A 25,758-nucleotide genomic window follows, 5' to 3' on the forward strand; every position below is an offset into this window, starting at 1 on the left:
GGGCACGGGGTTCGCGAACCCGAGCGTCTACTCGGCCGACCTCTACCGGCTCATCACCCACGTACGCGACAGGATCGACATGCGCACGCACACGCTCCCGATCGAGGAACTGGCCCGCGGCTTCGGGGGCGCCCGCGACGTGGCCGGCCTCGCCGGCTCCCAGGAGAGCATCCGCCGTGCGCTGCTGGCGTCGGTGACCGGTCAGGGGACGCCGCCGGAGGCGTGGCGGCTGCTCGAGACCCTCGACAGGGACCATCCGGAGGCGGTGCGCCACGTCCTCGGCCACCCCTACGTGCGCGTCTGGGCCGCCGAATCCGCGCGCGCCCACCCCGGGCACCTGGGCAACATCGCCGCGGCCGCGGCCGTCCACGCCGGAGCCTCGGCCGTCGTGCCGGTCGAGGTGATCGGCGGGCGCGTCCACCTGCCCACCCTGGGCGTGCTGGAGGTCGCGGGGGACGGCGACCACCTGGACGTGCGCGACGGGCGGTTCTCCATCGAGGGCGGGGGGCCGTGGCATCCGGTGCGGCGGCTGACCGCGGGCGGCTTCTCGATCGCGCTGGAGGACACCGACCCCTTCCGCGACTGCCACGGCTGGCCGGCCGCGCCGCGCCTGACCGACGACGAGGCCGGGCGCTGGCAGGCCGCCTTCACCGCCGCCTGGGAGCTGATCGAGACCGCCTTTCCCCGGTACGCGCCGGGGCTGCGCGCGGGCCTGACGACCGTGACCCCGCTGACCCCGGGCGAGGCCGGACGGGACATCAGCTCGACCGCGCGGCACGCGTTCGGCGCGGTGGCGGCCGCCCTGCCCGACGGCCCCGACGTCCTCGCGCTCCTGCTCATCCACGAGTTCCAGCACGTCAAGATGGGCGCGATCCTCGACCTCCTCGACCTGTACGACGAGTCGGACGGGCGCCTGTTCTACGCCCCCTGGCGGGACGATCCGCGGCCGCTGGAGGGGCTGCTCCAGGGAACCTACGCGCACATCGCGGTCACCGACTTCTGGCGGGTGCGCCGCCACGAGGTGCCGGACCCCGGGCACGTCCAGTTCGCCCGATGGCGCGCGGACACGGCGGCCGCCGTGGAGCGGCTCGCGGAGTCGGGCGCCATGACTCCGCTCGGCGAGCGGTTCGTCGCCGGGATGCGCGAGACGGTCGCCTCGTGGCTTTCGGAGCCGGTCCCCGCCGCGGCCGAGGCGGCCGCGGCCCGGCGGTCGCGCCGCCACCAGGCGGCGTGGACCCTCCCCGGCCGTTAATCCGGGAAATCACCGGGATCGCGGGTCTGGCACTTTCCTGACAATGTCCGCGTTCCTATAGTGATACTTCCCGGGAAGGAGGCGGATGGCATCGACAACCCCCTCTGACAGGGGTGCCGCGCGGCCGTACTTCTTCTTCAGCTACGCGCACATGCCGCGTATCGATGCCTCCGTGGGAGACCCCAATCTTTGGGTCGGCAAGCTGTTCCAGCGTCTGTGCGAGCACATCATCAACCTCACGCAGGTGCCCCCGGAAGCCGCCGGTTACATGGACCGCGAATTACGGATCGGTGATAACTGGCCGGAAGCATTGTCCAGTAATTTGTCCGCCTGCCGGGTCTTCGTCCCCCTCTACTCCCCGAGATATTTCGAGAGCGAGCACTGCGGCAAGGAGTGGGCCGCCTTTCTCGGGCGCGCGCAGGGGCAGAGCGCCCCGAAAACCGTCATCCCCGCCCTCTGGACGCCGATGCGTCAGCTCACGTTGCCGGCCGCGGCCGAGGACATCCAGTTCAACCACGCCGACATCCATCCCCGGTACGCCGAAGAGGGCTTCTACGGGATCATCAAGCTGAGCAAGTACCGCCGGCAGTACGAGGAGGCGACGCTCGCGCTGGCAAACCGGATCATCGAGGTCGCGGAGAGCACCCCGATGCCGGAGCGGGCCATCGCCGACTATCGGACCGTTCCCAGCGCCTTCGACCACAGCATCCCCGAGCGGCCCGTCACCCTCACGGTGGTCGCCCCCGACCTGCAGCACCTCCCCGAGGGCCGGACGCCCTACCACTACGGCTGGACCGCCCGGGAGTGGGACCCGTACCGGGACCACAACGGCTCGCGGCCGCTCGCGGACTGCGCGGCCGAGCTGGCCCGGGCGCGGGGGTTCCGGCCCGAGGTGGGCTCCCTGGACGAGCACCTGGACTCGCTGGCCGCCGAGGAACCCCAGTCGCCGGGGGTGATGCTGGTCGACCCCTGGGCCACGACGAAGGACACGTGCAAGGAGGCGCTGCGCTCCATCGACCGGCCCGACCGGCAGTGGATCACCGTCGTGGTCCCGTGGAACCGGGGCGACCGGCAACTGCTCGCCCACGAGCCACGGCTCCGCGGATGCCTCACCGAGGCGCTCGGGGGAAAGCTCGCCGAGCCCGCATCGGCTCCGGACGTCCCGACGCTGGACGCGTTCCGGATCGCCCTGCCGGAGGCGCTCAACAAGGCGTCCCAGCAGTTCTTCAAGTACGCCCCCGCTTACCCGCCGGAGGGCGAAAAGGTGGACAAGCCCCGACTCATGGGGCCGGAGGAGTAGAAAATGACCGAGGGCAAAGTCGTCACGTTCTACTCCTACAAGGGCGGCACCGGCAGGACGATGGCACTGGCCAACACCGCCTGGATCCTGGCGGGCAACGGCAAGCGCGTCCTGGTGATCGACTGGGACCTGGAGTCGCCCGGCCTGCACAAGTTCTTCCGGCCCTTCCTGAGCCCTGGGGTCGTGGCCACCACCTCCGGTGTCATCGACCTGATCACCACCTACCAGTGGGCGGCGATGAAGAAGGAGCAGCGGCCCAAGGACTGGCACGTCGAGTACGCCAGGGTCGAGCGGCACGCCGTCTCCCTCGACTTCCCCTTCCCCGGCGACGGCACGCTCGACTTCATCTCCGCCGGACGGCAGAACCGCGACTACTCCTCGCTGGTCTCCAGCTTCGACTGGGACACCTTCTACGAGCGGCAGGGCGGCGGCCAGTTCTTCAAGGCGCTGCGGGCCGACATGAAGGCCTGCTACGACTACGTGCTCATCGACAGCCGTACCGGGCTGAGCGACATCGCCGACATCTGCACCATCGAGCTGCCCGACGTGCTCGTCGACTGTTTCACCCTCTCCGACCAGGGCATCGACGGCGCCTCGTCGGTGGCCCGGCACATCGACGAGCGGTACCCGGACCGCGCGATCCGCATCCTGCCGGTGCCCATGCGCATCGAGATGGGCGAGAAGGAGAAGTGCGACGCCGGCCGCAGCCACGCGCGCCGCATGTTCGACCGGTTTCCCCGCGGCATGACGCCGGACCAGCTCAACCACTACTGGGGGGCCGTCGAGGTCCCGTACATGCCCTTCTACGCGTTCGAGGAGATCCTCGCGACGTTCGGCGACGAGCCCAACCGCCCGGGCTCGCTGCTCGCCGCGTTCGAACGGCTCGCCGGCGTGATCACCGAGGGGGAGGTGACGGCGTTCCCGCCGATGGACGAGGCGGTGCGGCTGCGCCACCTGGACGGGTACGTGCGCCGGCACGCCTCCTACCAGAGCGACGTGTTCCTCAGCTACGCCGCCGAGGACCGGATGTGGGCGGACTGGATCGCCGCCGTCCTCGCCCGGTACGGCTACCGCGTCACGCTCCGCGGCATCGAGGGCGACGAGGCGGCCGACTTCCCCGGGGAGGCGCCCCGCACGGTGGCGGTGCTGTCGAACGCCTTCCTGCGCGCGCCCCGGGCGGGGGAGGTCTGGCAGCGCATGGACGCCGCCGAGAAGGCCAACCGCGGCGAGCTGATCCCCCTGCGCATCTCCGAGTCGCACTTCCCCAAGCCGTTCGGCGACCGGGCCCTGACCGACCTGACGAGGATCGGCGAGCGCGCGGCGGCGCAGACGCTGCTCAAGGCCTTCGGCCGCGCCGACGAGGGGCCCCTCGACCTGGCGGCCCTCGGCGCCCGGTTCCCCGGGAGCGTCCCCAAGGTGTGGAACGTGTCCGCCCGCAACGCCGCGTTCACCGGGCGCGGCGAGCTGCTCGACATGCTGCGCGCCCAGCTCGTCGGCGGCAACCCCGCCGTCGTCCTCCCGCAGGCGCTGTACGGCCTGGGCGGCGTGGGCAAGACGCAGGTGGCGCTGGAGTACGCCCACCGGTTCATGGCCGACTACGACCTCGTGTGGTGGATCTCCTCGGAGGACCGCGACCGCATCAACGCGGCGTTCGAGGAGCTCGGCCGGCAGCTGCACATGCCGCTCGGGGAGGACATCGCCGAGGCGGTGAACGCGGTCAAGGAGGCGCTGCGCCGCGGGGAGGAGCCGTACTCCCGCTGGCTGCTGATCTTCGACAACGCGGGCGACCCGGACGACCTGCGCGACTACTTCCCCGGCGGCTCGGGCCACATCCTGGTCACGTCGCGCAACCAGGCGTGGTCGGCGGTGGCCTCGCCTCTCGAGGTCAACGTCTTCAGCCAGGCCGAGAGCCTGGAGCACCTGAGCCGCCGCGTGCCGGGCCTGGACGAGGAGGACGCGATCAGGATCGCGGGGGCGCTGGGCAACCTGCCGCTGGCCGTGGAGCAGGCGGCCGCCTGGCTCGCGGAGTCGGGGATGTCGGCCGCGGCCTTCCTGGAGGAGCTGGAGGCGGAGACCGCCCGGGTCCTGCAGCTGGGCGCCCCCTCCGAGTATCCCCATCCGGTGGCCGTCACCTGGAACGTCTCGCTCGCCAAGCTCCGCGACAGCTCCCCGGCCTCGGTCCGCCTGCTGCAGCTGTGCGCGTTCTTCGCCCCCGAGCCCATCTCCATGCAGCTGCTGTACAGCGACGAGATGCAGCAGGCGCTGGTGCCGTACGACGACGCCCTGCGCGAGAAGCTGGTGCTGGGCCGCGTGATCAGGGAGGTCGGGCGGTACGCGCTGGCGAAGGTCGACCAGGGCAACAACACCATCCAGGTCCACCGCCTGGTGCAGGCGGTCATCCGCAGCCAGATGACGGAGGACCAGCAGGACGAGACGTGCCACGAGGTGCACCACATCCTCGTCGGCGCCCGTCCCCGGCAGGGCGACGTGGACGACCCGGACAACTGGGTCCGCTACGACATCATCTGGCAGCACCTCGGCCCGTCCCGCGCCCGTGAGTGCAAGGAGGAGGAGACCCGGCAGCTGCTGACCGACCGGGTGCGGTACCTCTGGAAGCGCGGCGACTTCGAGGCGGCCCGGGAGCTCGGCGACTTCCTCGCCGACTACTGGGAGCGGAACTTCGGCACCGAGGACCGGCAGCGGCTCCACCTGCTGTTCAACATCGCCAACGTGAAGCGGTCGCAGGGCGACTACGACGAGGCCGCCTCCCTCGACGAGTGGGTGCTCGGCATGCAGCGCCGGGTGGTCGGGGAGAACCACCCCCACACCCTGCTGACCTCCGGCGGGCTGGCCGCCGACTACCGCGCCCTCGGCAGGTACGAGGAGTCGCTGGAGATGGACCGGGTCACCTATGACAGGTGGAAGAACCTGTTCGGGGAGGACCATCCCCGCACCCTCGCGGCGGCCAACAACCTCGCCCTCTGCTACCGCCTCGTGGGCGACGGGTTCAGCGCCCGCGACCTCGACCAGGACACGCTCGCCAAGCGCACCCGGGTGCTCGGGCCCAACCACCCGTACACGCTGTTCTCGGCCGCCCACCTGGCGCGCGACCTGCGCGAGATCGGCCGCTACCGGGAGTCGGTGGACCTGCTGCGGACGACGTTGCAGCACTACCGGGAGGCGCTCGGGGAGAACTTCGTCGACACCCTCCGCACGGCCAAGAGCCTCGCCGTGTCGCTGCGCCGCGCCGGCGAGCAGCACGAGGCCTGGCAGCTCGCGAAGGAGACCGACGACCGCTACCAGCAGCGCTACGCGGGGACGCCGGACGCCCTGGCGGCACGGCTGGAGGTGGCCTGCTGCATGTCGGCGCTGGACGACAAGACCGGGGCGCGTGAGCTGGCCGGCGAGATCGTCGACATGTACCGCGGCAGCCTCGGGCCCGATCACCCGGGCACGCTGATCGCGGTCAACAACCTCGCCACCTACAAGCGCGGCACGGGAGACGTGGACGAGGCCCGCCAGGACGCCCAGGTGGTGGTCGACGGGCTGAGCTCGCGGCTCGGCGAGAACCACCCGGTGACCCTGGCGGCCGCGATCAACCTGGTCAACTGCCTCGCCGACGTGGGGGAGTTCGCCCCCGCTGAGCTGCTCGCGCGGGCCACCCTGGAACGGCTGCACCGCAAGCTCGGCGTGGAGCACCCGGACGCGCTCGCCTGCGAGGCGAACCTCGCGGTCATCCTGCACCAGGCGGGGGACGCGGCCCGGGCCGAGCAGGCCAGGGACCGCGTCCGCACGGTGATGGGCCGCGTCCTCGGCGAGGCGCACCCCACGGTCCGCCACCTGCGCGAGTGGGTCCTGGTCAATCGGGACCTCGAACCGCAGCCCTTCTGACGACGCGGCTGGTCCCGGCCGTCAGCCAGGCGAGGATGTCCGGGAGCACCGCGAGGGACGCGAAGTGCGCGGCGCCCGCCTCGATCACGAGCGTGGCGCCGGGGATGCGCTCGCCCAGCCAGCGCGAGTGCTCCGCGGGCGAGAACACGTCCTCGTCGCCGTGCCACAGCAGGGTCGGCCGGGTGATGAGCCCGGGGTCGAACCCCCAGGGACGGCAGAACGCCAGGGCGTCGTCCACCCAGCCCGCGGGCGAGTAGCGCAGCGCCTCCGCGAAGTTCATCGCCAGCATCCGCCGGATGCCGTAGTCGGCCATCACCCGCCGGTCGGGCTCGGGCAGCTCCTCGTCGAGGGCGGGCACCATGCGGGTGGGGTCGGCCCGCACCCGGTCGGCCGTGGGGGCGAGCAGCTCCAGAACGGCGCCCTGGCCGTTGGCTGCGGCGGTGTACTCGGTCACGTTGGAGACCGACATGCCCTCGAACCAGTCGAGCCCCTCGGCGTCCAGGGGCGCCAGCGGGACCAGTGCCGCGACCCGCGTCGTACGGGTGGGCAGCAGGGCCGCGCAGGCGAGCGCGTGCGGCGCGCCGCCGGACCGGCCGATGACGGCGAACGACTCGACGCCCAGGGCGTCCGCCACGTCGGCCACGTCGCGGGCCACGTCCGCGACCGTCCTCCCGGGCAGCCGGTCCGACAGGCCGTACCCCGGCCGGTCGTAGGTGATCAGCCGCACGCCGAGCCGGTACAGGACCGCCGCGCGCGGCGACGGGCCGACCCGGCTGCCCGGCGTGCCGTGGAGCAGGAAGATCGGATGGCCCTCTGGTTCACCCCTTTCCTCGACCGCCAGCGTCCTCCCGTCACGAGACCGCACGAATGTGGTCAAGGCACCTCCCCGTTCCTCTTAATGCAAATTTCCCCCTTTCTGCTTTGTTTGTCCCATGCCAAGGCGAGTTGACGACGGCGCCGTCGCGTCAGCCCTCGCGGACCTTGCCCGACTCGACGACGAGGCGGCGGGTGGTGTGGACGGCCTCCAGCATGCGGCGGTCGTGGGTGACCAGCAGCAGCGTCCCCGTGTACGACGCGAGGGCCGACTCCAGCTGCTCGATCGCCGGCAGGTCGAGGTGGTTGGTGGGCTCGTCGAGGACGAGCAGGTTGACCCCGCGGGCCTGGAGGAGGGCGAGGGCCGCCCGCGTGCGCTCGCCGGGGGACAGGGTGGCCGCCGGGCGCAGCACGTGATCGGCGCGCAGGCCGAACTTGGCCAGCAGCGTCCGGACGTCGGCCGGCGGCAGGTCGACGAGCGCGCCGAACGCGTCGAGCAGCGGCTCGTCGCCCTCGAACAGGCCGCGGGCCTGGTCGACCTCGCCCACGACCACGCCGGGGCCGAGGGCGGCCGTGCCCTCGTCGAGGGGCAGCCGGCCGAGCAGCGCGCCGAGCAGCGTCGTCTTGCCCGAGCCGTTCGCGCCCGTGATCGCGACCCGCTCGGCCCACTCGACACCAAGGTCGACCGGCCCGAGCGTGAACGCGCCGCGCCGCACGACCGCCCCGCGCAGGGTGGCCACCACGGCTCCGGAGCGGGGGGCGGCCGCGATCTCCATCCGCAGCTCCCACTCCTTGCGCGGCTCATCGACGACCTCCAGCCGCTCGATCATCCGCTCGGTCTGCCGGGCCTTGGCCGCCTGCTTCTCGGTCGCCTCGGTGCGGAACTTCCGCCCGATCTTGTCGCTGTCCGGGGCCTTGCGGCGGGCGTTCTTGACGCCCTTCTCCATCCACGCGCGCTGGGCCCGGGCTCGGGCCTCCAATGTGGACCTCGTGTCGGCGTACTCCTCGTACTGCTCCCGCGCGTGCCGCCGGGCGACCTCGCGCTCCTCCAGGTAGGCGTCGTAGCCGCCGCCGTACGCGCGGACCTGCCGCTGGGCCAGGTCGAGCTCGACGACCCGGTTGACCGTACGGGCGAGGAACTCCCGGTCGTGGCTCACGACCACGGTCCCGGCGCGCAGGCCGGTCACGAACCGTTCGAGCCGGTCGAGGCCGTCGAGGTCGAGGTCGTTGGTCGGCTCGTCGAGCAGGAACACGTCGTACCGGCTGAGCAGCAGCGACGCGAGCCCGGCGCGGGCCGCCTGGCCGCCGGACAGGGACGTCATCGGCTGGCCGAGGTCGACGGTGAGCCCGAGGTCGGCCGCGACCTCGGCGGCCCGGTCCTCCAGGTCGGCGCCGCCGAGGGCGAGCCAGCGGTCGAGGGCCTCCGCGTACGCGTCGCCGGGGTCGCCGCCCACCAGGGCCTCGGTGGCCGCGTCGAGGGCCGCCTGCGCGGCGGCCACGCCGGTCCGCCGGGCGAGGAACGCGGCGATCGTCTCCCCGGGACGCCGTTCGGGCTCCTGCGGCAGGTGGCCCACGTTGGCGGTGGGCGGGCTGAGCCGTACGGACCCCTGCTCGGGGGTGTCGAGGCCGGCCAGCAGCCGCAGCAGCGTGGACTTGCCCGCGCCGTTGACCCCCACGAGGCCGACGACGTCGCCGGGCGCGACGACCAGATCGAGGCCGGTGAACAGGACGCGGTCGCCGTGCCCGGTGGCGAGGTCCTTCGCGACAAGAGTGGCGCTCATCAGGACACCGACACTATCGGCTCGTCCAACTCGTGCCGTACGAGCGCGCGTCCCCCCTCGCCGGCGCCCCGCGCCACGTCAGGCGCCGATGCCCTTCATGGCGGCCTGGAAGACGCGTTCGCGCTGGTCGTCGTCGCGGTAGACGCCGACGCTCACGCCGATGGCGAACCGCATCACGTCGTCGATGTCGAGGCCCGGGTCGACCCGCCCCGCCTCGCGCGCGCGGGCGACGAGCGCGCCGCCGGCCTCGTAGAGGGCCTCCCGGGCCACGGGATAGGCGCCCGGGTTGAACGCCAGGCCCTCGATGAGCACGCGTTTGGTGCCGGCGACCTCGACGAGCCGCCGTAGCCATTCGACGAGGGCCTCGAACGGGTCGCCGGCCCCCGCCAGCCGCTCGGCGTGGTCGCACACGGCCTGCACCTCCGACAGGTACACGACCTCGACGAGCGCCTCACGGGTCGGGAAGTTCCGGTACAGCGTGGCGTTGCCGACGCCGGCCCGCCGCGCGATCTCGTCCATGCTGGCGTCCCCGCCGTGCTCGGCGAAGACCTCGCGCGCGGCCGCGACGAGCGCGTCGAAGTTGCGTGCCGCGTCCGCCCGGTGGGGGCGGCGCTGGGCGAGCAGGTCGGGCATGCGCGGAACCTATCGTTTGCGAAACGGACGAAGTCCCCACTAATGTGGGGAGCGTCCCCAGATAACCGGGGGCCTTATCCACTTCATCATAGAAGGCGGTACGTCATGCCCGGCAAGCTTCCGACGATCACCATCGGCGGGGACCTCGCGGTCACCGCCATCGGATACGGGGCGATGCAGCTCACCGGCCCCCAGGTGTGGGGCCCCTACCCCGACCACGAGGGCGGCCTGCGCCTCCTGCGCTCCCTCATGGACGAGGGCGTCACCTTCATCGACACCGCCGACGTGTACGGACCGCACACCAACGAGCTCCTCATCCGGGAGGCCCTCCACCCCTACCCGGAGGACCTCGTCATCGCGACCAAGGGCGGGTTCGTGCGCGGGGGCCACGACTACTCGACCCGCGGATCGGTCGGCAACCCGAAGTACCTCCGCCAGGCGCTCATGACGAGCCTGCGCAGGCTCGGCCTCGACCGCGTGCAGCTCTACTACCTCCACAGCGGGTACGCCGTCGACGCCCCGTTCGAGGACCAGGTCGGCGAGCTCAAGGCCATGCAGGACGAGGGATACATCCAGCACATCGGGCTCTCCAACGTGACCGTGGAGCAGTACGAGATCGCCCGCGGCATCGCGGACATCGCCGCGGTCACGGCGCTCTACAACGTCGGCAACCGCAGTGGCCGCGCGCTGCTGGCCGCGGCCGAGCGGGACGGCGCCGTCTTCTCCCCGTGGCATCCGGTCAGCCTGCGCGACGGCGGCGAGAACGCCGGCCGGGTGGCGGCCACCCTCGCGCCGATCGCGGCCGCCCACGGCGCCACCCCGCAGCAGGTCGCGCTCGCGTGGCTGCTGCACCGCTCGCCCGTCATGCTCCCGATCCCCGGCTCCACAAGCCTCGCGCACGTGCGCGAGAACATGGCCGCCGCCTCCATCGCGCTCAGCCCCGAGGAGGTCGCCGCCATCACCGCCCTCGCCGACGACGCCGCCGAGTGACCCCCCGCTTCACGGCGTCACCGAAAAGGGCTCGGATCGCGGCCGCCGCGCCGGACACGATTCAGGAACGGCCGAGAGCGGGGGGACGGGGGACCGGGGCGAACTGCGAGAGCGTGAACCATCGGGGCAGGCCGCGGCGCAGCGCCTCGGGCCCGTGCACCTCGAGCTCACCCGCGCGGAGGGCCTCGCCCCAGCTCAGGTCGCCCCGCCAGATCTCGGTCATCCGTCGCAGAGTGGTCGTCACCAGCACTCCGGGCGGGAAGCCGGGGTCGTCCTCGCAGACGTCCACCTCGCCGGGGGTGATGACGAGCCACCAGTCGCGGCTCGGCGCGGGGACGTCCGGGAAGCGGAACTGCACGACCGTGCGCTCCGCGGGGACGCTCTCGTGGTCGACGTTGCGGTGCATGTCCCACAGCAGCAGGTGCGGGTCGAGGTCCTCGTCGCCGAGCTGCGGGATCCACCGGATCCCCCAGGTGCCCAGCGCCTCGACCACCTGTTGCAGCTCGCGGCCGGCGTCGGTGAGGACGTACTCCACGCGGCCTCCGCTGGGACGCCGTTCCAGGATTCCCGCCCGCACCAGCCGGCTCAGCCGGGAGGACAGCAGGGAGGGGGACATGCGAGGGACGCCGCGGCGCAGCTCGTTGAAGTGCCGGCTTCCGGTGACCAGCTCGCGGACGATGAGGAGCGTCCAGCGCTCGTCGAGCAGCTCCAGCGCCTTCGCGACAGGGCAGAACTGCCGGTACGAGGAACCCATGCCCCGAGGCTAACCAGCGCGTGACGCCGAGCCAACGGCCGGTACAGATCTCGTACTGGTTGCGGGATCGCCGTGTTCCTACCGTCGGCTCATGACCATCACACTGGACTCCGTCCGCACCGACGAGCAGATCGTCGCGCTGGCCGCCGAGGTCGGCCGCCTGTGCGCGCCCACCGAGGCGGCGCACGACCGGGACGCCACCTTCGTCACCGAGGCCTACGCCGCCATGAGGGAGCACGGGTACCTGAGCCTGGCGGTGCCCGCCGAGTTCGGCGGGCTCGGGGCCGGCCTGCGGCAGGTGGTGCTCGCCGAGCACGAGCTGGCCCGCCACGCGGGATCGGCCGCGCTGGCCGCGGCCATGCACCTCTACCTGACCCTCGTCCAGCTCTGGCGGCACCGCCGGGGCGCGCCCGACGCCGAGGGGGCGCTGCGCCGGGTCGCCGCCGACGGACTCGTCATGGCCACCAGCGGCGGCTCGGACTGGGTGTGCCCCACGACGACGGCCGTCGAGGTGGAGGGCGGCTTCCGGTTCACCGGGCGCAAGGCGTTCTGCTCGCAGGCGCCGGTCGCCGCCGTCATCTCCACCTCCGCCGTGCTGGGCGAGCCCGGCCCCGGCGCCGAGGTGCTGCACGCCGGCGTGCCGCTGTCCAGCCCGGGCGTGTCCCTGGTGGAGACCTGGGACACCCTCGGCATGCGCGGCACCGCCAGCCACGACCTCGTCTTCGACGACGTCTTCGTGCCGGCGGACAAGGTCGTGGGCCGCCGGCCGTACGGGAGGCTGGCTGGACCGCTGCTGGTCGCGGCGATCCACTTCGCCCCCGTCGTGGGCGCGGTCTACCTGGGCATCGCGCAGGGGGCGTACGACGAGGCCCTGCGCGTCCTGGCCCGCCGCCCCGGGGAGCCCGCACCGGCGTCGGTGCGCGGGCTGGGGGAGATGGGCGCGCGGCTGCGCGTCGCGAGGTGGGCGCTGCTCGCCGCCGTAGAGGAGGCCGGCGAGGACCCGGCGGCGGACGAGCGGACCCTGACGACCCTGATGGTCGCCAAGCGGCACGCCGTGTGCGAGGCGAAGGAGGTCGTCGACATCGCGCTCGACGTGGTGGGCGGCTCCGCCTTCTTCCGGACCTCGCCGCTGGAGCGGGCCTATCGCGACGTCCGCGCCGGCCGGTTCCACCCGATCAACCCCGAGGCCACCCTGGCCATAGTGGGAGCCGGCGCCCTGGCCGAGGCCGCGGTCTCCTGAACGCCGGAACGTTCACCAGATCAGGTGCAGCTCCTCCGGCGACCGGTGGATCAGCGTGGGGGCCATGACGACGGGCCGGTCCGGGTCGAGCCGCAGACCGGGGAGCAGCCGGGCCAGCGTCTCCAGCGTGATCCGCACCTGCTCGCGGGCGAGCTGCGCCCCCGGGCAGGCGTGCGCGCCGTGCCCGAACGCGACGTGCCGCCGGGCCGCCCGCGTCACGTCGAACTCGTCCGGCCGCTCGTGCCGTTCCCCGTCCCGGTTCGCCGAGCCGTACGCGACCAGGACCGCGGCGCCGGCGGGCAGATCGGTGCCGCCGAGCGTCACCGGACGGGTCGTGAGGCGGTGGAAGGCCTGGACCGGGGCGTCGTAACGGGCGCACTCCTCCACCACGGCCGGGATCAGGTCGGGACGCTTGCGAACCAGGTCCCACCGGGCCGGGTGTTCCAGCAGGTGGAGCACCGCGGTGCCGATGAGGGCGGTCGTGGTGAGGTGCCCGGCGATCAGCAGGTTCTGCAGGTTGGAGACCAGCTCGGACCGCTGCTCGGCGGTGAGGGGGCCGTGTCCGGGGGCGAGGGCCTGGACGACCTCCGTGCACAGGTCGTCACGCGGGTCGTCCCTGCGGCGCCGGGCGTAGCCGTCCAGCAGATGCTGCAGGGCGACGACCTCGCGGGCGGCCGCGACCTTCTCCCGTTCGCCGCCCGGCTGGAAGAAGAGCTCCTCGGCGCGGTAGCTCGCCTCCACCGCGACCGGCACGTCCTCGGGGTCGAGGCCCAGCAGGCGGCCGATGACCTCGCCCGGCAGCCGTCTCGCGTACGCGCCGATGAGCTCGACCCGTCCGGTCTGAGCGAAACCCGCGATCAGCGCCTCCGCGCGCTCGGCGACGTACGGCGCGATCGCGGCGACCCGGGCGGGGGAGAGGCCGCGGACGAGCGGCGCCCGGTACCGCTGGTGGGCCGCTCCGTCGGAGGTCACGACGACGGGCGACCCGCCGAGGCCCCTGGCCAGCTCGGCCAGGACGGCAGGGGGCGGCACGTGGCCGCCGCGCAGCGCGTTGGCAGAGGAGAAGTCCCCGGGCCGGCGCAGCACCTCCCGCACGTCGGCGTCCCTGCTGACGAGCCAGGCGTCCATCTCGGGGAGGAAGGTCAGCCCGGGTGCTTCGCGGGCCTCGGCGTAGCGGGGATAGGGGTCGCGGAGCAGGGCGTCGCGCTCGGCGTCGGCCACAGGGTGCCTCCCGTTGTCGGGCGTGCGTGTCCTCACCGCCATACTGATCGACGATCGGCGGCGGTGGCGCCCACGGAACGCGGAGGTGGCGGGCGTGGACACGGCGGAGATGTACCGGCGGTTCGCCCGGCAGGAGGTCCGGGGGCTCTCCCCGGCGTACGAGGAGGTGGCGCGGGCCGTCGCGGCCGGCCCGGAGCTGGTCGGCCTCATCGACACCCTGCCGCCGGCGAAGCGGCAGCCCAACCTGCTGCTGGCCGCGGCGGGCTTCCTCGGCGGCCCGCGGGACGACGCGGCGCGGCTCCCCCGGTGGTGCGTGCGGCACTGGGACGCGCTGCGGGAGACGATCCTCACCCACCGCACCCAGACCAACGAGGCCGGGCGGTGCGCGAGCCTGCTCCCGGTGCTCGCGTCGCTGCCGCAGCCGCTCGCCCTCATCGAGGCCGGCGCCTCCGCGGGTCTGTGCCTCTACCCCGACCGCTACCGCTACCGGTACGACGACCTGCCGCCCGTCGGTCCGGCGGACGGCCCGGTCGTCCTGACGTGCCGGACGAACGGGAGGGTGCCGGTGCCGGAGCGGGTGCCGGAGGTGGTGTGGCGGGCCGGGGTCGACCTCGACCCGGTGGACGTCCGGGACGACGAGGCGCTGCGCTGGCTGGAGTGCCTGGTGTGGCCCGGCCAGGACGACCGGCTCGAACGGCTGCGCGGCGCCGCCCGGATGGCCCGGGAGGACCCGCCGCTGCTCGTGCGGGGCGACGCCACCGAGGCGCTTCCCGAACTGGTGGCCCGGGCGCCCAGGGGTGCGACGGTCGTCGTCTTCCACAGCGCGGTCCTGCCGTACCTGGACGCGGAGGCCCGGGACCGCTTCGTGGCGACCGTGAAGAGCCTGCCCGTCCGGTGGGTGTCGAACGAGGGCTCGCCCCGGCTGCCCGCGGTCCTCGCCCGGCTCGCCCGGCCGCTGCCCGAGGATCGCCTGGCGTTCCTCCCTGCGCTGGACGGGGAGCCCCTCGCGATGGCCGGCCCGCACGGCGAGTGGCTGGAGTGGCTCGCCTGAAACGGTCGAGGAGTCCGGAGACGTCTCAGGGCTCCTCGGCGAGTGCGAGCAGACGCGTCACGGTGTTCCAGTTGCGCATCGTCGCGGGGGCGGACGACAGCTTCTCCAGCAGGGGCGGCAGCTTCGGGCGCCGCAGCCCGTCGGGGAAGTGGACGTACAGCTCGCGCTCGCCGATCGCCATCTCCTCCGGCGCGTACGCCGCCGGGTCGATCGCCTCCAGCCGTTCCCGGTCCGGGGGGCCCGACAGGAACACCACCGCGAACCGGGCGGGATCACGGACCTCCATCGGGTTGCGCTCCACCACCCCGCGGAGCTCCTCCGCCGTTCGCACGATCACCGCGATCCGCAGGCCCAGGTCCTCCGCTAGGCCCCGTTCGATCGCGGCGGCCGGGCTCGGATCGCCGTCGGCCCTGAACAGGACGTTTCCGCTGCGCAGGTGGGTGCGCACCCCGTCGTACCCGAGCCGTTCGAGGACCGCCTTCAGGTCGGCCATCGCGACCGCGGTGGCGGGGTTGACGTTGATCCCGCGCAGCAGCGCCACGTACCGCATCGCCTCGCCTCCTTCCGGCGGCGACGCTACCCCGGGTTCCTGCCGGAACGCGTCAGGTATGCGGCAGGTGTGCGGCCCGGCGTGTACGGCAGGTGTGCGGCGGGCGGTGGTCACACCAGGATCGCGCCGCCGTCCACGGTGAGGACGGTGCCGGTGACCCAGGGCTGGGTCATGCAGTAGAGGTAGGCGGGAGCGACGTCGCCCACCTCGCCGACCCGTCCGGCGGGGACGGCCGCGCCGACCCCCTCGAACAGGGCCTGCCGGTCGGCCTCGCCCATCGACGCCCACAGGGGCGACCGTACGACCCCGGGCGAGACCGCGTTGACGCGGACCGGGGCGAGTTCGACGGCGAGGGCGCGGGTCAGCGACTCGATCGCCCCGCAGATGCTCGCCGCGACGGCCCATCCGGGGCCCGGACGGTCCTTGGCGATCCCGGTGGTGAGGGTGATCGAGCCGCCGGGACGGATCAGCGGGGCGGCGGCCTGGACGGCGGCCAGGGCGCCGAAGTAGCGCACCGTGAAGAAGTCCCGGGCGGCGCCCGGGTCGAGTGTGGCGACAGGCATGAGGTCCAGCGCCTCGCCGGCCGTGAACACCAGGTGGTCGAGCTCGCCGATCTCCTGGATCACCGCCCGTACCTGGGCGGGGTCCCCGAGGTCGGCGGCCCTTCCCAGGGTCCCGGCGGGAAGGGCGGCCAGCGCCCGGTCGACGCCGGCGCGCCTGCTGGACACCACCGCGACCTCCGCGCCCTGGGCCGCGGCGGCGTCCGCCGTTGCCAGGCCGATGCCGGAGGTGCCGCCGAGGACGACGACGCGCTGTCCCTTGAGGTTCATGAGACGGGCCTTTCCGTAGTGCCGTTCCGTCTCCTTCACGATGTGGCCGCACGGACCCCGGCGTCCAAGACCCTTCCCGGCGGCTGCAATACCCTGAAGGCATCACGGGCCGAAGGGGATGCCGGTGGACGTCGACCTGCGCAAGCTGCGCTACTTCGTCGAGGTGGCCGAGCGGCTGCACTTCGGCCGGGCCGCGCAGGCGCTGCACATCGCGCAGCCCGTGCTGTCCCGGCAGATACGCGCGCTGGAGAACGAGCTGAAGGCCCAGCTGTTCGTCCGGGACAAGCGGGCGACCGAGCTGACCCCGGCGGGCCGGCAACTGCTGGAGGACGCCCGTCCCCTGCTGGCCTCCGCCGACGCGCTGCGCCGCCGGGTCGGCCGGGCCGCCCGCGGCCCCCGTACGTTCACCGTGGGGTTCATGCCGGGCCTGATCGTGACGCCCGCCGTCCGCGCGCTGTCGGCCCGCCACCCCGACCTGACCGTCGAGGTGCTGCGCGTCAGCTGGGACGACCAGGCCGAGCTCATCCGCGACGGCCAGGTGGACGTGGGCTACGTCCGCCTGCCGATCGAGCGGCGCGGCCTCCGGACGCGCCACCTGCTGTCCGAGCCGCGCGTCGTCACGCTGCCCGCCGACCACCGCCTGGCGGGCAAGGACGCGATCAGCGTGGCTGACCTCGCCGACGAGCACCTGTTGCAGGACCCGGACGCCGTCCCCGAGTGGCGGGACGTCGCCACCGCAACGGCCACCGGTTCTCGCAGCGCCGGGCCCCGGATCCGCACGGTCGAGGAGAAGCTCGAACACGTCGCCGCCGGACACGGCATCGTGATCCTTCCGACGTCCACGGCGGCCTTCTACACCCGGCCCGACGTCGTCCACGTCTCCGTGCGCGATCTGCCGCCCAACCAGGTCCACCTCGCCTGGGACGCCACCCGCCGCAGCCCGCTGATCCAGGAATTCGTCGCCATCGCCGTCGATCTGCAGGGCTGAAACCCGCCCTCCGGGTACGGCTGGAGGGGAGACGGAGGAGGGATCGGACATGCCGGACCGTACGGAGCTGGAACGGCTTGGGGAGATCATCGACGAGCTCTTCCTGACCCGGGCGCAGGTCGCGCGGCGGGATCTCTATGCCGCGGCGGGCGCGGACGACGCCCTGGGGCCGGGCGTCCTGGAGTTGCTCAACGAGGTGCCGGAGGGCGGCTACACCCGCCATGACCTGGTGCGAGCAGTGAACGCGGCCATCGAGAGCCGCGGCGAGGAGGGTGAGGCGGGCCTGCTGGAGGTGCCGCCCCGCCTCACCGCCGTGGAGGACACCGTCGCGGCCGAACGGGCGATCGAGGACGACACGCCCCTGGAGGCCCTGAACCCCGACCCATCGGCGCCGCCCCAGGACGTCCCCGAGTTCCGCGAACCGGAGGTCTGAGGCTCCCCGTTGTCCACAGGCGGGCCGGGGACGCGGGTCGGGGTGGCGAAGAGAGGCGAGACTGTGCCACCGGGGCCGGGGGGAGGACCGCCCGGTGCGCCGCGTAGAAAAGACGGAAGAGCGGCGAACGTCCCGGCAAGCGTACGGCCAAAAGCCCTGCCGGAGCCGTGCGGGATGCGTCACCGTGGGGAGAACTGCAGGAGGAGGTGGGTCTGGTGCGAGGAACGGCTGAATGGGCCCTCAGGCGTGTGCGCCTGTACCGGCCGGACGGCAACCCCCTCCGGCGTGCCTCCGACCGCCTGGAAGCGCTCGCCGCGCTCCTGTTCCTCGCGCTCTGCGTGGCCTGCCTGGCGCCGGCCGCCGTCGCGGGCAACGCCGTCTACCGATCGGGTGTGGCCCAGGAGCGGGCGGGCCAATGGGTGACGGCCACCGTCCTGGCCGAGGCCCCCAAGCTCACCTGGGTGTCCCTGGAGGGCGCGGCCGCCGAGTTGCGGACCCGGGTCGCCTGGACGGTCCCCGGGCGCGGCCGGGTCGTCGGCGAGGCCCCCGTGCCCGAGGGCACGAAGCCGGGTGCCCTCGTCCGCGTCTGGCTCGACCCGTCCGGCCGCCCGGGAGACGGCCCGCCCGTCCACATGGAGACGACCGTCGGCGCGGTGGTCACCGGGGTGTCGACCGAGGCCGTGGCCGTGGGTCTGCTGCTGGCGTCGCTGGCCCTGTTCCGCGCGCTGCTCGATCGACGTCGCTTCGCCGCCTGGGAGGCCGAGTGGATCTCCGTGAACCCCCGTCGTCGCCGGCCCGGTGAGGACGCCCTGCCCTGAGTCGCGTCCCACGCGATCCCTGCTCCATGTGAGTCGCGTTCCACCCGATCCCGTCCCAGGGCGTTACCGATCGGAGCCGCGCACCCGAGGAGGCCGCAGTGCTGACCCTCACCGACCGTGCCGTTCAGGCGATCCGCGACCTCATGGTGGGGGAGTACCTCCCGAAGAAGGCGGGGCTGCGGATCTCCGCCCTGCCCGGGGAGGCGGCGGGCCTGGAGTTCTCGCTGGTCAGCGCGCCCTCTCCGGGCGACGAGGTGCTGGAGAGGTCGGACGTACGCGTGTTCCTCGAACCCGAGGCCGCCGGGCTGCTGCGCGACCGCACCCTCGACGTCCACACCGGACCGGGAGGCCGGCCCACGTTCCAGTTCACCCCCGAGTCCTAGCCCGGCGTCCCGGGCGCCGGCGTGCAGGGGTTGCGCGGGCACTCGTTCGCCGGCGTTGATCCGCCGGCTGCCCTCCCGGTAGATCAACAGGACGCGTTTGAGGACCCGTGCTCGCGCATGAGGTCTTCCGGTGGCGTGACCGGCACTTCGGCGTCGTCGCGTCCGGGTCCCCGAACCAGTTCGACGCGGGCCGGCCGCGTCACGCCCGATGCCTGCCCGGCCGCCGGTGAGCTGATGTGATGACGCGGGTAATAGTGCCTCAGATCAGCCGGCGCCCTGCTCAGCCGTCTCCAGGCGCTCGGTCACCACGAGCGGCGCTGACCGCCTCATGGCCCGTTGGACCGAAATGGGGAGGCGGCCAACCGATCCGCTCTGCTACTCATTACTCATGGCGAGCGAGGCGCCGATGGACGAGCGGCGCATGGTGCGGATATCCAAATACCTGGCCAAGCACCTCCGGCACCAGCCCGAACGCATCGGCATCGAGCTGGACGCCCACGGCTGGGTGGACGTCGGCGTCCTCCTGGACGCCGCCGCTCGTAACGGCTTCCCCTTCTCCCACGGCGAGCTGGAGGAGGTCGTCGAGCGCAACGACAAGAAGCGGTACGTGATCGACGACGGCCGTATCCGGGCCAGCCAGGGCCACTCGGTCGAGGTGGACCTCGCCCTGCCCGCCGTGGAGCCGCCGCCGTTGCTCTACCACGGCACCGTGGCCGCCGTGCTCCCCGCGATCAGGGAGCAGGGGCTCAGGCCGATGGCGCGGCACCACGTGCATCTGTCGCCCGACAGGGAGACGGCCACCCGGGTCGGCGGCCGCCGCGGCCGGCCGGTGATCCTGGAGGTGGACGCCGCCGCCATGCACGCCGGCGGCCACGCGTTCCACGTCAGCGCGAACGGCGTCTGGCTCGTCGCCCACGTCCCGCCGGCCTTCCTCCGCTTCCCCTGAACGATCTCCGTGCGCGGTGAACCGGGAGGCCCGCCGTGTACGCGGGCCGGCGGGCCTCCCGGACCGTGTCAGCCTCCTACGGCTGACATGCTCCGCTCGCCGGCGGGGGCCGGTTGCCGGGAGCGGAGGGCCTCCAGGCCGATCAGGTCGTCGGCCTCGGCGTCGGGGGTGTCCTGGTCGAACCTGGCCAGCGCGGGATGCCGCAGAGCCAGGGTGATCGTGGTGGCGATGGCGAGGCCGCAGACGATGTAGAGCAGGCCGATGCCGCGGCCCTCGCCGGTGCCGATGACCCGGCCGACCGTGCCCGCCAGCGGCCCGCCCTTGCGCATGAGCGGCTCGAACACGAGGCCCACGAGCCACGCCTGGACGGCGAGGCCGACCGGCTGGGTCGACAGGGCGAGCATGCGGTTGATCGCGATGACGCGGGCGTGGTAACGCTGCGGCACCTTCGAGTGGATGATCGTCAGCCAGATGCCGTCGCTGATCGTCATCATCAGCGACATCCCGAACGCGCCGGCCGTGATGAGCACGAGGGACGGCCGCAGCCCGGCGACGGCGCAGAAGACGCCCAGCACGCCGGCCGCGGAGAGCATGCCGAACATCCGGCGGTTGCGGGGGCCGCCCCACAGGGTGATGATCAGGCCGCCGCAGACCGCGCCGACGCCGGCGATGAGCGCGACCCGCCCGGTGTCGGCGAGCTCTCCGACCGACAGCACCAGCGGCGGGATCATGATGAACCCGGTGAACAGGAAGAAGTTCACGATGAACATCGTGAACGCCATGGCGCGCAGGCCCCGGCGGCGCAGCAGGTAACGGAAGCCGTTGCGGATCTCGGCCGACACCGTCTCCCTGCGCCGCCACGCCATCGTCGCCGGGAAGCGGACCAGCAGCGTCACCGAGAAGGCGACCGCGTAGCAGACGACGTTGGCCGTCAGGATGCCGGTGATGCCGATCAGCGAGAGCAGCGCGACCGAGAACAGCGGGACCATGAGCTGGGCGACCGCGTTGCCGAGCTGGACGACGCCGCCGACGTGGTGCAGGTAGTGCTTGGGCGCGAGCTGCGGACCGGCCGACTGCCAGGCCACCCGTTGCAGGGTCACCGATATCGACAGCAAGACCAGCAGACCGTACAGGACGGGCAGGGCGAGCGTGTCCGTGACCATCAGGGCCAGCAGGGCGGCCTGGACGGCGAGGGACAGCCCGTCGGCCGCCAGCATGCTCCGTTTGCGGTCGTACCGGTCGGCCAGCGCGCCGATCAGCGGCGCGAGGACGAGGCCCGGCACGAGCGCGATGATCGCGAACAGGCCGAACTGCACGAGCGAGCCGCTCTTGAGGTACGCCCAGATCGGCACGGCGAACTCGGTCATGACGGCGCCGATCATGGAGACGATCTGGCCCGTCGCGACCGTGAAGAACCGGCCGAGGCTGGGCTGCGGCCCGGCCGTCCGCTGCTTCCTGTCGGCCGAGAGCGCCTGGCGCCACCACGTGGCCGACTGGTCGTGGAGCGGCCGCCACTCCGATGGCCGATCCACCAGGGTGTGGGTGGACGTGACGATCTCGGCCAGTTCCTCCGTGCGGTACCGCAGGAAGTAGTGCCCGGCCTCGGCCATCACGACGAGGGCGGTCGTCTCCGAGACGGCGTGCCAGTCCCGGTACCGCTCCTGGTAGAACTCGGTGAGCGCGTCGCGGTCGCCGACGATCGAGATGACCGGCGCCCGCAGCTGGGGGCTCTGCCGCTCGACCAGCTCGCTGAAGTAGTCCTCGCCGGCCCGGGCGTCCACCCGCATCGTGCGGATGATGTGGTCGACCTGCTCGGGGTCGAGGTCCTGCAGGTCGGCGCCCATCGCCCGCAGCCAGTTGGCGTGCGCGTTGGCGTTGTCCAGCCGCTCGCTGCGGAAGAGGCGGCCGAGCAGGCCGTTGAGCCCCTTGCGGGGCGTGGCGAAGGGGAAGCTGCCGCCCGTGTAGACGGCCTCGACGCGCCGGCCGGCCGCCTCCAGCCGCCGCGCGATCTCCGCGGTCAGCGCGCTGCCGACGCAGTGGCCGTACAGCGCGACCGGTCCGCGCACGCGGGCGATCACCTCGTCGGCGACCCGCTGCGCGGCCTCCTCGAACGGCAGCACGGCCTCCTCCACGCCCAGCTCGTGGCCGGGCAGCGCGACCGCGAACAGCGTGTGGCCGTCGGGCAGCGCGTCGGCCAGCGGCTGGTAGACCATCGCGCTGGCCCCGCCGTACGGGATGCAGACGAGCGTGAGCGCGGGGGCGGCCACCGGGCGGGTGAGCTCGACCAGCAGGCCGCGGGGGCCGTCGTCCTCCCCGGCCTCGGCCGCGCCGTTCGCGCGGTCGATGAGGGCCGCGAGCTCCCTGACGGTCCGGTTGGCGATGGCGTCGAGGACGCTGACCTGGTAGCCGTCGGCGGGCAGCACCTGCCGCAGCTTCGCCACCATGCGGATGAGCAGCAGCGAGTGGCCGCCGAGCGCGTTGAAGTCGGCGTCGATCGAGACGGCCTCGATGCCGAGGACCTCCCGCCAGACCTCCGTCACCAGGACCTCGGTGTCCGTGGTCGGCTCGGCGAGGTCCTCGCCGGCCGTCACGACGGGGTCGGGGAGGGCCTTGCGGTCCACCTTGCCGTTCTGGTTGAGCGGGATGGTCTCCAGCGGCACGAACATCGACGGGACCATGTACTCCGGCAGCCGTTCCGCGCAGTGCCCGGCCAGGTCGGGGACCTGCGGCCCTGCGGGCACGTAGTACGCCACGAGCCGCTTGTCCTCGGGGGTGAAGGCGTGCACGGTGACGACGGCGTCCCGCACCCCGGGGTGGTCGAGCACGGACGCCCTGACCTCGTCGAGCTCGATGCGGTAGCCGCGGATCTTGACCTGGTCGTCGAAGCGGCCGAGGAAGGCCACGTTCCCGTCGCGCAGCCACTCCACGCGGTCGCCCGTGCGGTACATGCGGCCGCCCTCGGCGAACGGGTCGGGCAGGAACCGCTCCTCGGTGAGGTCGGGCCGGTTCATGTAGCCGCGGGTCACGCCGACGCCGCCCACGTACAGCTCGCCCGGCACGCCGACGGGCCGCAGCCGCCGGCCCTCGTCCATGACGTACATCCGCATGTTCGGCAGCGGCCTGCCGATGGGCACGACCTCCACGAGCTGCCGGTCGCGGACGGGGTAGACGCAGGTGCCGACGGACGCCTCGGTCGGGCCGTACTCGTTGACCAGCCGGCCCGGCCCCAGCATCTCCAGCCACCGGTTGGCCATCGAACCGGGCAGCGCCTCGCCCGCGACGACGATCGTCCCGGCGAGCTCGCCGGCCTGACGGGCGTCGATCTGGTGGCCGAGGACCTCCAGGTGGCCGGGGGTGCACTTGACGAAGTCGTACGGGCCGCCCGCCACCAGCAGCGCGCCCAGCTCGCCCATGTCGAAGTCCTGGGGCAGCACGGTCACCCGGCGGCCGAGGACGAGCGGCGTCCACAGGTTCGGCACGACGAGGTCGAACGCCACTGAGCCGAACAGCGGGGCGCCGCCGTCCCCGTCGCCGGCCAGCTCCTCGACCGCCCACCACACGTGGTTGACCAGCCCGCGGTGGGTGACCTGCACGCCCTTCGGCCGTCCGGTCGACCCGGACGTGAAGATCACGTACGCCAGCCGGTCGATGTCGAACGGCACGCCGGCGGGGTCGGTGGGCCGGTCGTCGAGCACGCCGCTCCCGACGTCCACGATCTCGGCGTCCCGCAGGCCCTCGAAGAGGTGCGCGTGACCCGCCGAGGTCAGGACCAGCGGGGTCGCGGCGATCGAGAGCATGTCGCGGACGCGCTGCGCGGGGAACTTCGGGTCCATCGGCAGGTACGCCGCGCCGGCCTTCCACACTCCCATGAGGCAGGCGATCAGCTCGGGGCTCCGGTCGAGCAGCACGCCCACCGTGTCCTCCGGGCCGATGCCGCGCTCGCGCAGCAGGCTCGCCACCTGGTTGGCGCGGGCGTGCAGCTCGGCGTACGTGGTCGTGCGGCCCTCGAAGGAGACCGCGACCGCGCCGGAGTCCGCGTGGCGCTCCAGCAGTTCGGGGAGGGCGACGTCGGGGTACGGCCGGGCCGAATCGTTCCACGCGCCGAGGGCGAGGTCGCGCTCGGCCTCGGTGAGCAGCTCCAGATCGGCGAGCGGCGTGTCGGGGGCCGCGGCGATCCGCTCGGCGAGCGCCCGGTAGTGCCCGGCGAGCCGGACCACGGCGTCCTCGTCGAAGCGGTCCTTCTGGTAGGTCAGGTAGAGCTCGGGGTCGTCCGCCCCGTTCAGGTGGACCAGCAGCGCGAGGTCGTAGGTGAAGTCGTCGACCTCGTGCTCCCACACCGACGCCTCAAGGCCCGGCCAGCGCCCGCGCTGGTCGCGGAAGACGCGCAGCGAGAAGCCCACGGTCGACAGCGAGAAGTTGCGGGCGTCCCGGTCGCTCAGCGCCCCCGCCAGCTCGGAGAACGGCAGGTGGTTGGCGAGCGCCTCGCCGAGGCGCCGCCGCACCCCGGCCGCGGCCTGGCGGAACGAGGGATCGCCCGACAGGTCGGCACGCAGCGGGAGGGCGTTGACGAAGCAGCCCAGCACCGGCTCCAGCTCCACCCGGCGGCGCCCGCCGTTCACGGTGGCGAGCGTCAGGTCGCTCTGGCCGGTGTAGCGCGCCAGCAGCATCGAGAACACCGTGAGCAGGGCCACGAACGGGGTGGTCCCGGGGCCGCCGGCCTCCCGCAGCGCCTGCAGGACCTCGTCCGGCAGCGTGAACAGGTGGCAACCGCTGCGCGTGCCGCCGGACGGGGCCGCGTTCTGCTCCTTGGCCATCGGCAGCTCGACCGCGGACGCGCCGTCCAGCCGGTCGCGCCAGTACGCGAGCCGCCGCTCGCGCCGCTCACCGGTCAGCTCGCGCCGGGACCACGCCGCGTAGTCGGCGTACTGGAGCGGGGGCGGGGCGATCCCGGCCGGGCGGCCCTCGTGCACGGCCGCGTAGACGCTGGTCAGCTCGTCCACGATGATGCCGACCGACCACCCGTCGCACGCGATGTGGTGGCAGACGAACAGCAGCACATGCTCCTCGTCCCCCAGCCGGACCAGCGTCGTACGGTGGACCGGTCCGGTCTCCAGATCGAACCGCTCGACCGCGGCCCTGAACGTGATCTCCCGGGCCCGGTCCTCCCGCTCGGCCTCCGGCAGGTCACGCAGGTCGACGACGTCGAGCGGCGCCGGGCCGGGGTCGAGGACGATCTGGCGGGGCTCGTGCCCGTCGCCCTCGTAGACGGTGCGCAGGATCTCGTGCCGCTCGACCAGGGTGTCCAGCGCCACGGTCAGGGCGCGCGTGTCGAGCGGGCCGGTGAGCCGCAGGCCGATGGTGGAGTTCGGCGCGGGCGCGCCCTCGCCGAGTCGCGCGCCGAGCCACATCTGCGCCTGTTCGTAGGAACAGGGGGCGGGCCCCCCGCCTCGCGGAGTGATCGCGTCCGCGGCGGCGGCCCGGGTGGCGAGAAGCCTGCGCAGCGCCTCCTGCCGGCGCGGGGAAAGCGAGGCTATTAGATGCTCGTTGTCAGTCGTCGGCGTTATCGTCACCGAGCGTTCTCCTCTCTGCGCACTAATGCGCAGAACAACTGACCACATGAAAATGGTTGAACGAGAAAACGCTTGATCGTCGATTCGCAGGATCTCGCCGCGTTTCGAGTCGAGACGCGTGGGAGCGCTCCCACGAAAGCATTATTTTCACGATACGGGACTACCCCCTGTTAACGCAAGCCTCGCGTTGACCTGCCGTCAGACACCGCGTGTAAGAGGAAATCGACCTTCCGTCATCGTTTGCGGACGCCGGATCCCGCGTGCAGACCGGGCTTGCCGAAAGCCACAGAGAGGTGTCGGATAATTTGACAGCG

The 25,758-nt window shown here is 72.9% G+C and carries 20 protein-coding genes; 12 read left to right on the plus strand and 8 right to left on the minus strand.

Annotated elements, in window-relative coordinates; genetic code table 11:
* From Mco01_RS10125 to fxsT, 3 genes are all read left to right on the plus strand, one after another.
* Positions 1-1,252 (plus strand): HEXXH motif domain-containing protein (locus Mco01_RS10125; protein WP_204056630.1); only part of this gene is annotated, 1,252 nt, incomplete at its 5' end.
* Positions 1,253-1,337: 85 nt separating this feature from the next.
* Positions 1,338-2,552 (plus strand): TIR-like protein FxsC, encoded by a 1,215-nt coding sequence (locus tag Mco01_RS10130; RefSeq protein ID WP_204056631.1) that lies wholly within the window; start codon positions 1,338-1,340, stop codon positions 2,550-2,552.
* A gap of 3 nt (positions 2,553-2,555) precedes the next feature.
* Positions 2,556-6,443, plus strand: a complete 3,888-nt coding sequence (fxsT, locus tag Mco01_RS10135; protein ID WP_204056632.1) for an FxSxx-COOH system tetratricopeptide repeat protein — start codon at positions 2,556-2,558, stop codon at positions 6,441-6,443.
* On the opposite strand, the gene Mco01_RS10140 is transcribed toward fxsT, so the two are convergent.
* From Mco01_RS10140 to Mco01_RS10150, 3 genes are all read right to left on the minus strand, one after another.
* The gene (locus tag Mco01_RS10140; protein WP_204056633.1) at positions 6,412-7,320 is read right to left on the minus strand and encodes an alpha/beta fold hydrolase; all 909 of its coding nucleotides are present in this window, start codon (positions 7,318-7,320) and stop codon (positions 6,412-6,414) included. The genes fxsT and Mco01_RS10140 overlap by 32 nt on opposite strands.
* Positions 7,321-7,408: 88 nt before the next feature.
* On the minus strand, positions 7,409-9,037 hold the full coding sequence (locus tag Mco01_RS10145) for an ABC-F family ATP-binding cassette domain-containing protein (RefSeq protein ID WP_204056634.1): 1,629 nt from the start codon (positions 9,035-9,037) through the stop codon (positions 7,409-7,411).
* A 78-nt stretch (positions 9,038-9,115) separates the two neighbouring features.
* Entirely contained in the window at positions 9,116-9,670 is a 555-nt protein-coding gene (locus Mco01_RS10150) for a TetR/AcrR family transcriptional regulator (protein WP_204056635.1), read from the minus strand.
* 105 nt (positions 9,671-9,775) lie between these two features.
* Here Mco01_RS10150 and Mco01_RS10155 point away from each other — a divergent pair, with 105 nt between their 5' ends.
* A complete protein-coding gene (locus tag Mco01_RS10155; RefSeq protein ID WP_204056636.1) occupies positions 9,776-10,660 on the plus strand; it encodes an aldo/keto reductase in 885 nt (294 codons plus the stop codon).
* A gap of 61 nt (positions 10,661-10,721) precedes the next feature.
* On the opposite strand, the gene Mco01_RS10160 is transcribed toward Mco01_RS10155, so the two are convergent.
* Positions 10,722-11,414, minus strand: a complete 693-nt coding sequence (locus Mco01_RS10160; RefSeq protein ID WP_204056637.1) for a winged helix-turn-helix transcriptional regulator — start codon at positions 11,412-11,414, stop codon at positions 10,722-10,724.
* A 91-nt stretch (positions 11,415-11,505) separates the two neighbouring features.
* Here Mco01_RS10160 and Mco01_RS10165 point away from each other — a divergent pair, with 91 nt between their 5' ends.
* Complete coding sequence (locus tag Mco01_RS10165; protein WP_204056638.1) at positions 11,506-12,654, plus strand: acyl-CoA dehydrogenase family protein; 1,149 nt, start codon at positions 11,506-11,508, stop codon at positions 12,652-12,654.
* Between the two features lie 12 nt (positions 12,655-12,666).
* Here the strand turns inward: Mco01_RS10165 and Mco01_RS10170 are convergent, their stop codons facing one another.
* Positions 12,667-13,917 carry a cytochrome P450 gene (locus Mco01_RS10170; protein WP_204056639.1) on the minus strand — a complete coding sequence of 417 codons (1,251 nt, stop codon included), beginning with the start codon at positions 13,915-13,917 and terminating at the stop codon, positions 12,667-12,669.
* 52 nt (positions 13,918-13,969) lie between these two features.
* Between Mco01_RS10170 and Mco01_RS10175 the strand changes: the two genes are divergently transcribed.
* On the plus strand, positions 13,970-14,926 hold the full coding sequence (locus tag Mco01_RS10175) for a DUF2332 domain-containing protein (protein WP_239103484.1): 957 nt from the start codon (positions 13,970-13,972) through the stop codon (positions 14,924-14,926).
* Between the two features lie 25 nt (positions 14,927-14,951).
* On the opposite strand, the gene Mco01_RS10180 is transcribed toward Mco01_RS10175, so the two are convergent.
* Together Mco01_RS10180 and Mco01_RS10185 are read right to left on the minus strand one after the other, a co-directional pair.
* Positions 14,952-15,476 carry a DUF1697 domain-containing protein gene (locus Mco01_RS10180; RefSeq protein ID WP_204056640.1) on the minus strand — a complete coding sequence of 175 codons (525 nt, stop codon included), beginning with the start codon at positions 15,474-15,476 and terminating at the stop codon, positions 14,952-14,954.
* A 110-nt stretch (positions 15,477-15,586) separates the two neighbouring features.
* Positions 15,587-16,306 carry an SDR family oxidoreductase gene (locus Mco01_RS10185; protein WP_204056641.1) on the minus strand — a complete coding sequence of 240 codons (720 nt, stop codon included), beginning with the start codon at positions 16,304-16,306 and terminating at the stop codon, positions 15,587-15,589.
* 124 nt (positions 16,307-16,430) lie between these two features.
* On the opposite strand from Mco01_RS10185, the gene Mco01_RS10190 reads away from it, so the two are divergent.
* The 6 genes from Mco01_RS10190 (at position 16,431) to Mco01_RS10210 (ending at position 19,874) form a co-directional block, all read left to right on the plus strand.
* Positions 16,431-17,294, plus strand: coding sequence for a LysR family transcriptional regulator (locus tag Mco01_RS10190; protein ID WP_204056642.1), 864 nt, complete (start codon positions 16,431-16,433; stop codon positions 17,292-17,294).
* A 49-nt stretch (positions 17,295-17,343) separates the two neighbouring features.
* Positions 17,344-17,727: a hypothetical protein gene (locus Mco01_RS10195; protein WP_204056643.1), complete on the plus strand. Its 384-nt coding sequence runs from the start codon at positions 17,344-17,346 to the stop codon at positions 17,725-17,727.
* A gap of 215 nt (positions 17,728-17,942) precedes the next feature.
* Positions 17,943-18,545: an Rv1733c family protein gene (locus Mco01_RS10200; RefSeq protein ID WP_204056644.1), complete on the plus strand. Its 603-nt coding sequence runs from the start codon at positions 17,943-17,945 to the stop codon at positions 18,543-18,545.
* Positions 18,546-18,643: 98 nt separating this feature from the next.
* Complete coding sequence (locus Mco01_RS10205) at positions 18,644-18,928, plus strand: HesB/IscA family protein (RefSeq protein ID WP_204056645.1); 285 nt, start codon at positions 18,644-18,646, stop codon at positions 18,926-18,928.
* Between the two features lie 107 nt (positions 18,929-19,035).
* Complete coding sequence (locus Mco01_RS39755; RefSeq protein ID WP_275410480.1) at positions 19,036-19,158, plus strand: hypothetical protein; 123 nt, start codon at positions 19,036-19,038, stop codon at positions 19,156-19,158.
* Between the two features lie 158 nt (positions 19,159-19,316).
* Positions 19,317-19,874 (plus strand): RNA 2'-phosphotransferase, encoded by a 558-nt coding sequence (locus Mco01_RS10210; RefSeq protein ID WP_425560012.1) that lies wholly within the window; start codon positions 19,317-19,319, stop codon positions 19,872-19,874.
* Between the two features lie 68 nt (positions 19,875-19,942).
* Here Mco01_RS10210 and Mco01_RS10215 read toward each other — a convergent pair whose 3' ends face one another.
* Positions 19,943-25,444 (minus strand): non-ribosomal peptide synthetase/MFS transporter, encoded by a 5,502-nt coding sequence (locus Mco01_RS10215; protein WP_204056646.1) that lies wholly within the window; start codon positions 25,442-25,444, stop codon positions 19,943-19,945.
* Positions 25,445-25,758: the final 314 nt, after the last annotated feature.

It is taken from the genome of Microbispora corallina, from assembly GCF_016863035.1.
Taxonomy (GTDB): domain Bacteria; phylum Actinomycetota; class Actinomycetes; order Streptosporangiales; family Streptosporangiaceae; genus Microbispora; species Microbispora corallina.

Bases quoted from the DNA above. Each gene is read 5' to 3' on its own strand.
- Mco01_RS10150 (WP_204056635.1), bottom strand. From the start codon at position 9,670: ATGCCCGACCTGCTCGCCCAGCGCCGCCCCCACCGGGCGGACGCGGCA.
- fxsT (WP_204056632.1), top strand. From the start codon at position 2,556: ATGACCGAGGGCAAAGTCGTCACGTTCTACTCCTACAAGGGCGGCACC.
- Mco01_RS10195 (WP_204056643.1), top strand. From the start codon at position 17,344: ATGCCGGACCGTACGGAGCTGGAACGGCTTGGGGAGATCATCGACGAG.
- Mco01_RS10155 (WP_204056636.1), top strand. From the start codon at position 9,776: ATGCCCGGCAAGCTTCCGACGATCACCATCGGCGGGGACCTCGCGGTC.
- Mco01_RS10180 (WP_204056640.1), bottom strand. From the start codon at position 15,476: ATGCGGTACGTGGCGCTGCTGCGCGGGATCAACGTCAACCCCGCCACC.
- Mco01_RS10160 (WP_204056637.1), bottom strand. From the start codon at position 11,414: ATGGGTTCCTCGTACCGGCAGTTCTGCCCTGTCGCGAAGGCGCTGGAG.
- Mco01_RS10145 (WP_204056634.1), bottom strand. From the start codon at position 9,037: ATGAGCGCCACTCTTGTCGCGAAGGACCTCGCCACCGGGCACGGCGAC.
- Mco01_RS10170 (WP_204056639.1), bottom strand. From the start codon at position 13,917: ATGGCGGTGAGGACACGCACGCCCGACAACGGGAGGCACCCTGTGGCC.
- Mco01_RS10210 (WP_425560012.1), top strand. From the start codon at position 19,317: ATGGCGAGCGAGGCGCCGATGGACGAGCGGCGCATGGTGCGGATATCC.
- Mco01_RS10185 (WP_204056641.1), bottom strand. From the start codon at position 16,306: ATGAACCTCAAGGGACAGCGCGTCGTCGTCCTCGGCGGCACCTCCGGC.
- Mco01_RS10130 (WP_204056631.1), top strand. From the start codon at position 1,338: ATGGCATCGACAACCCCCTCTGACAGGGGTGCCGCGCGGCCGTACTTC.
- Mco01_RS10165 (WP_204056638.1), top strand. From the start codon at position 11,506: ATGACCATCACACTGGACTCCGTCCGCACCGACGAGCAGATCGTCGCG.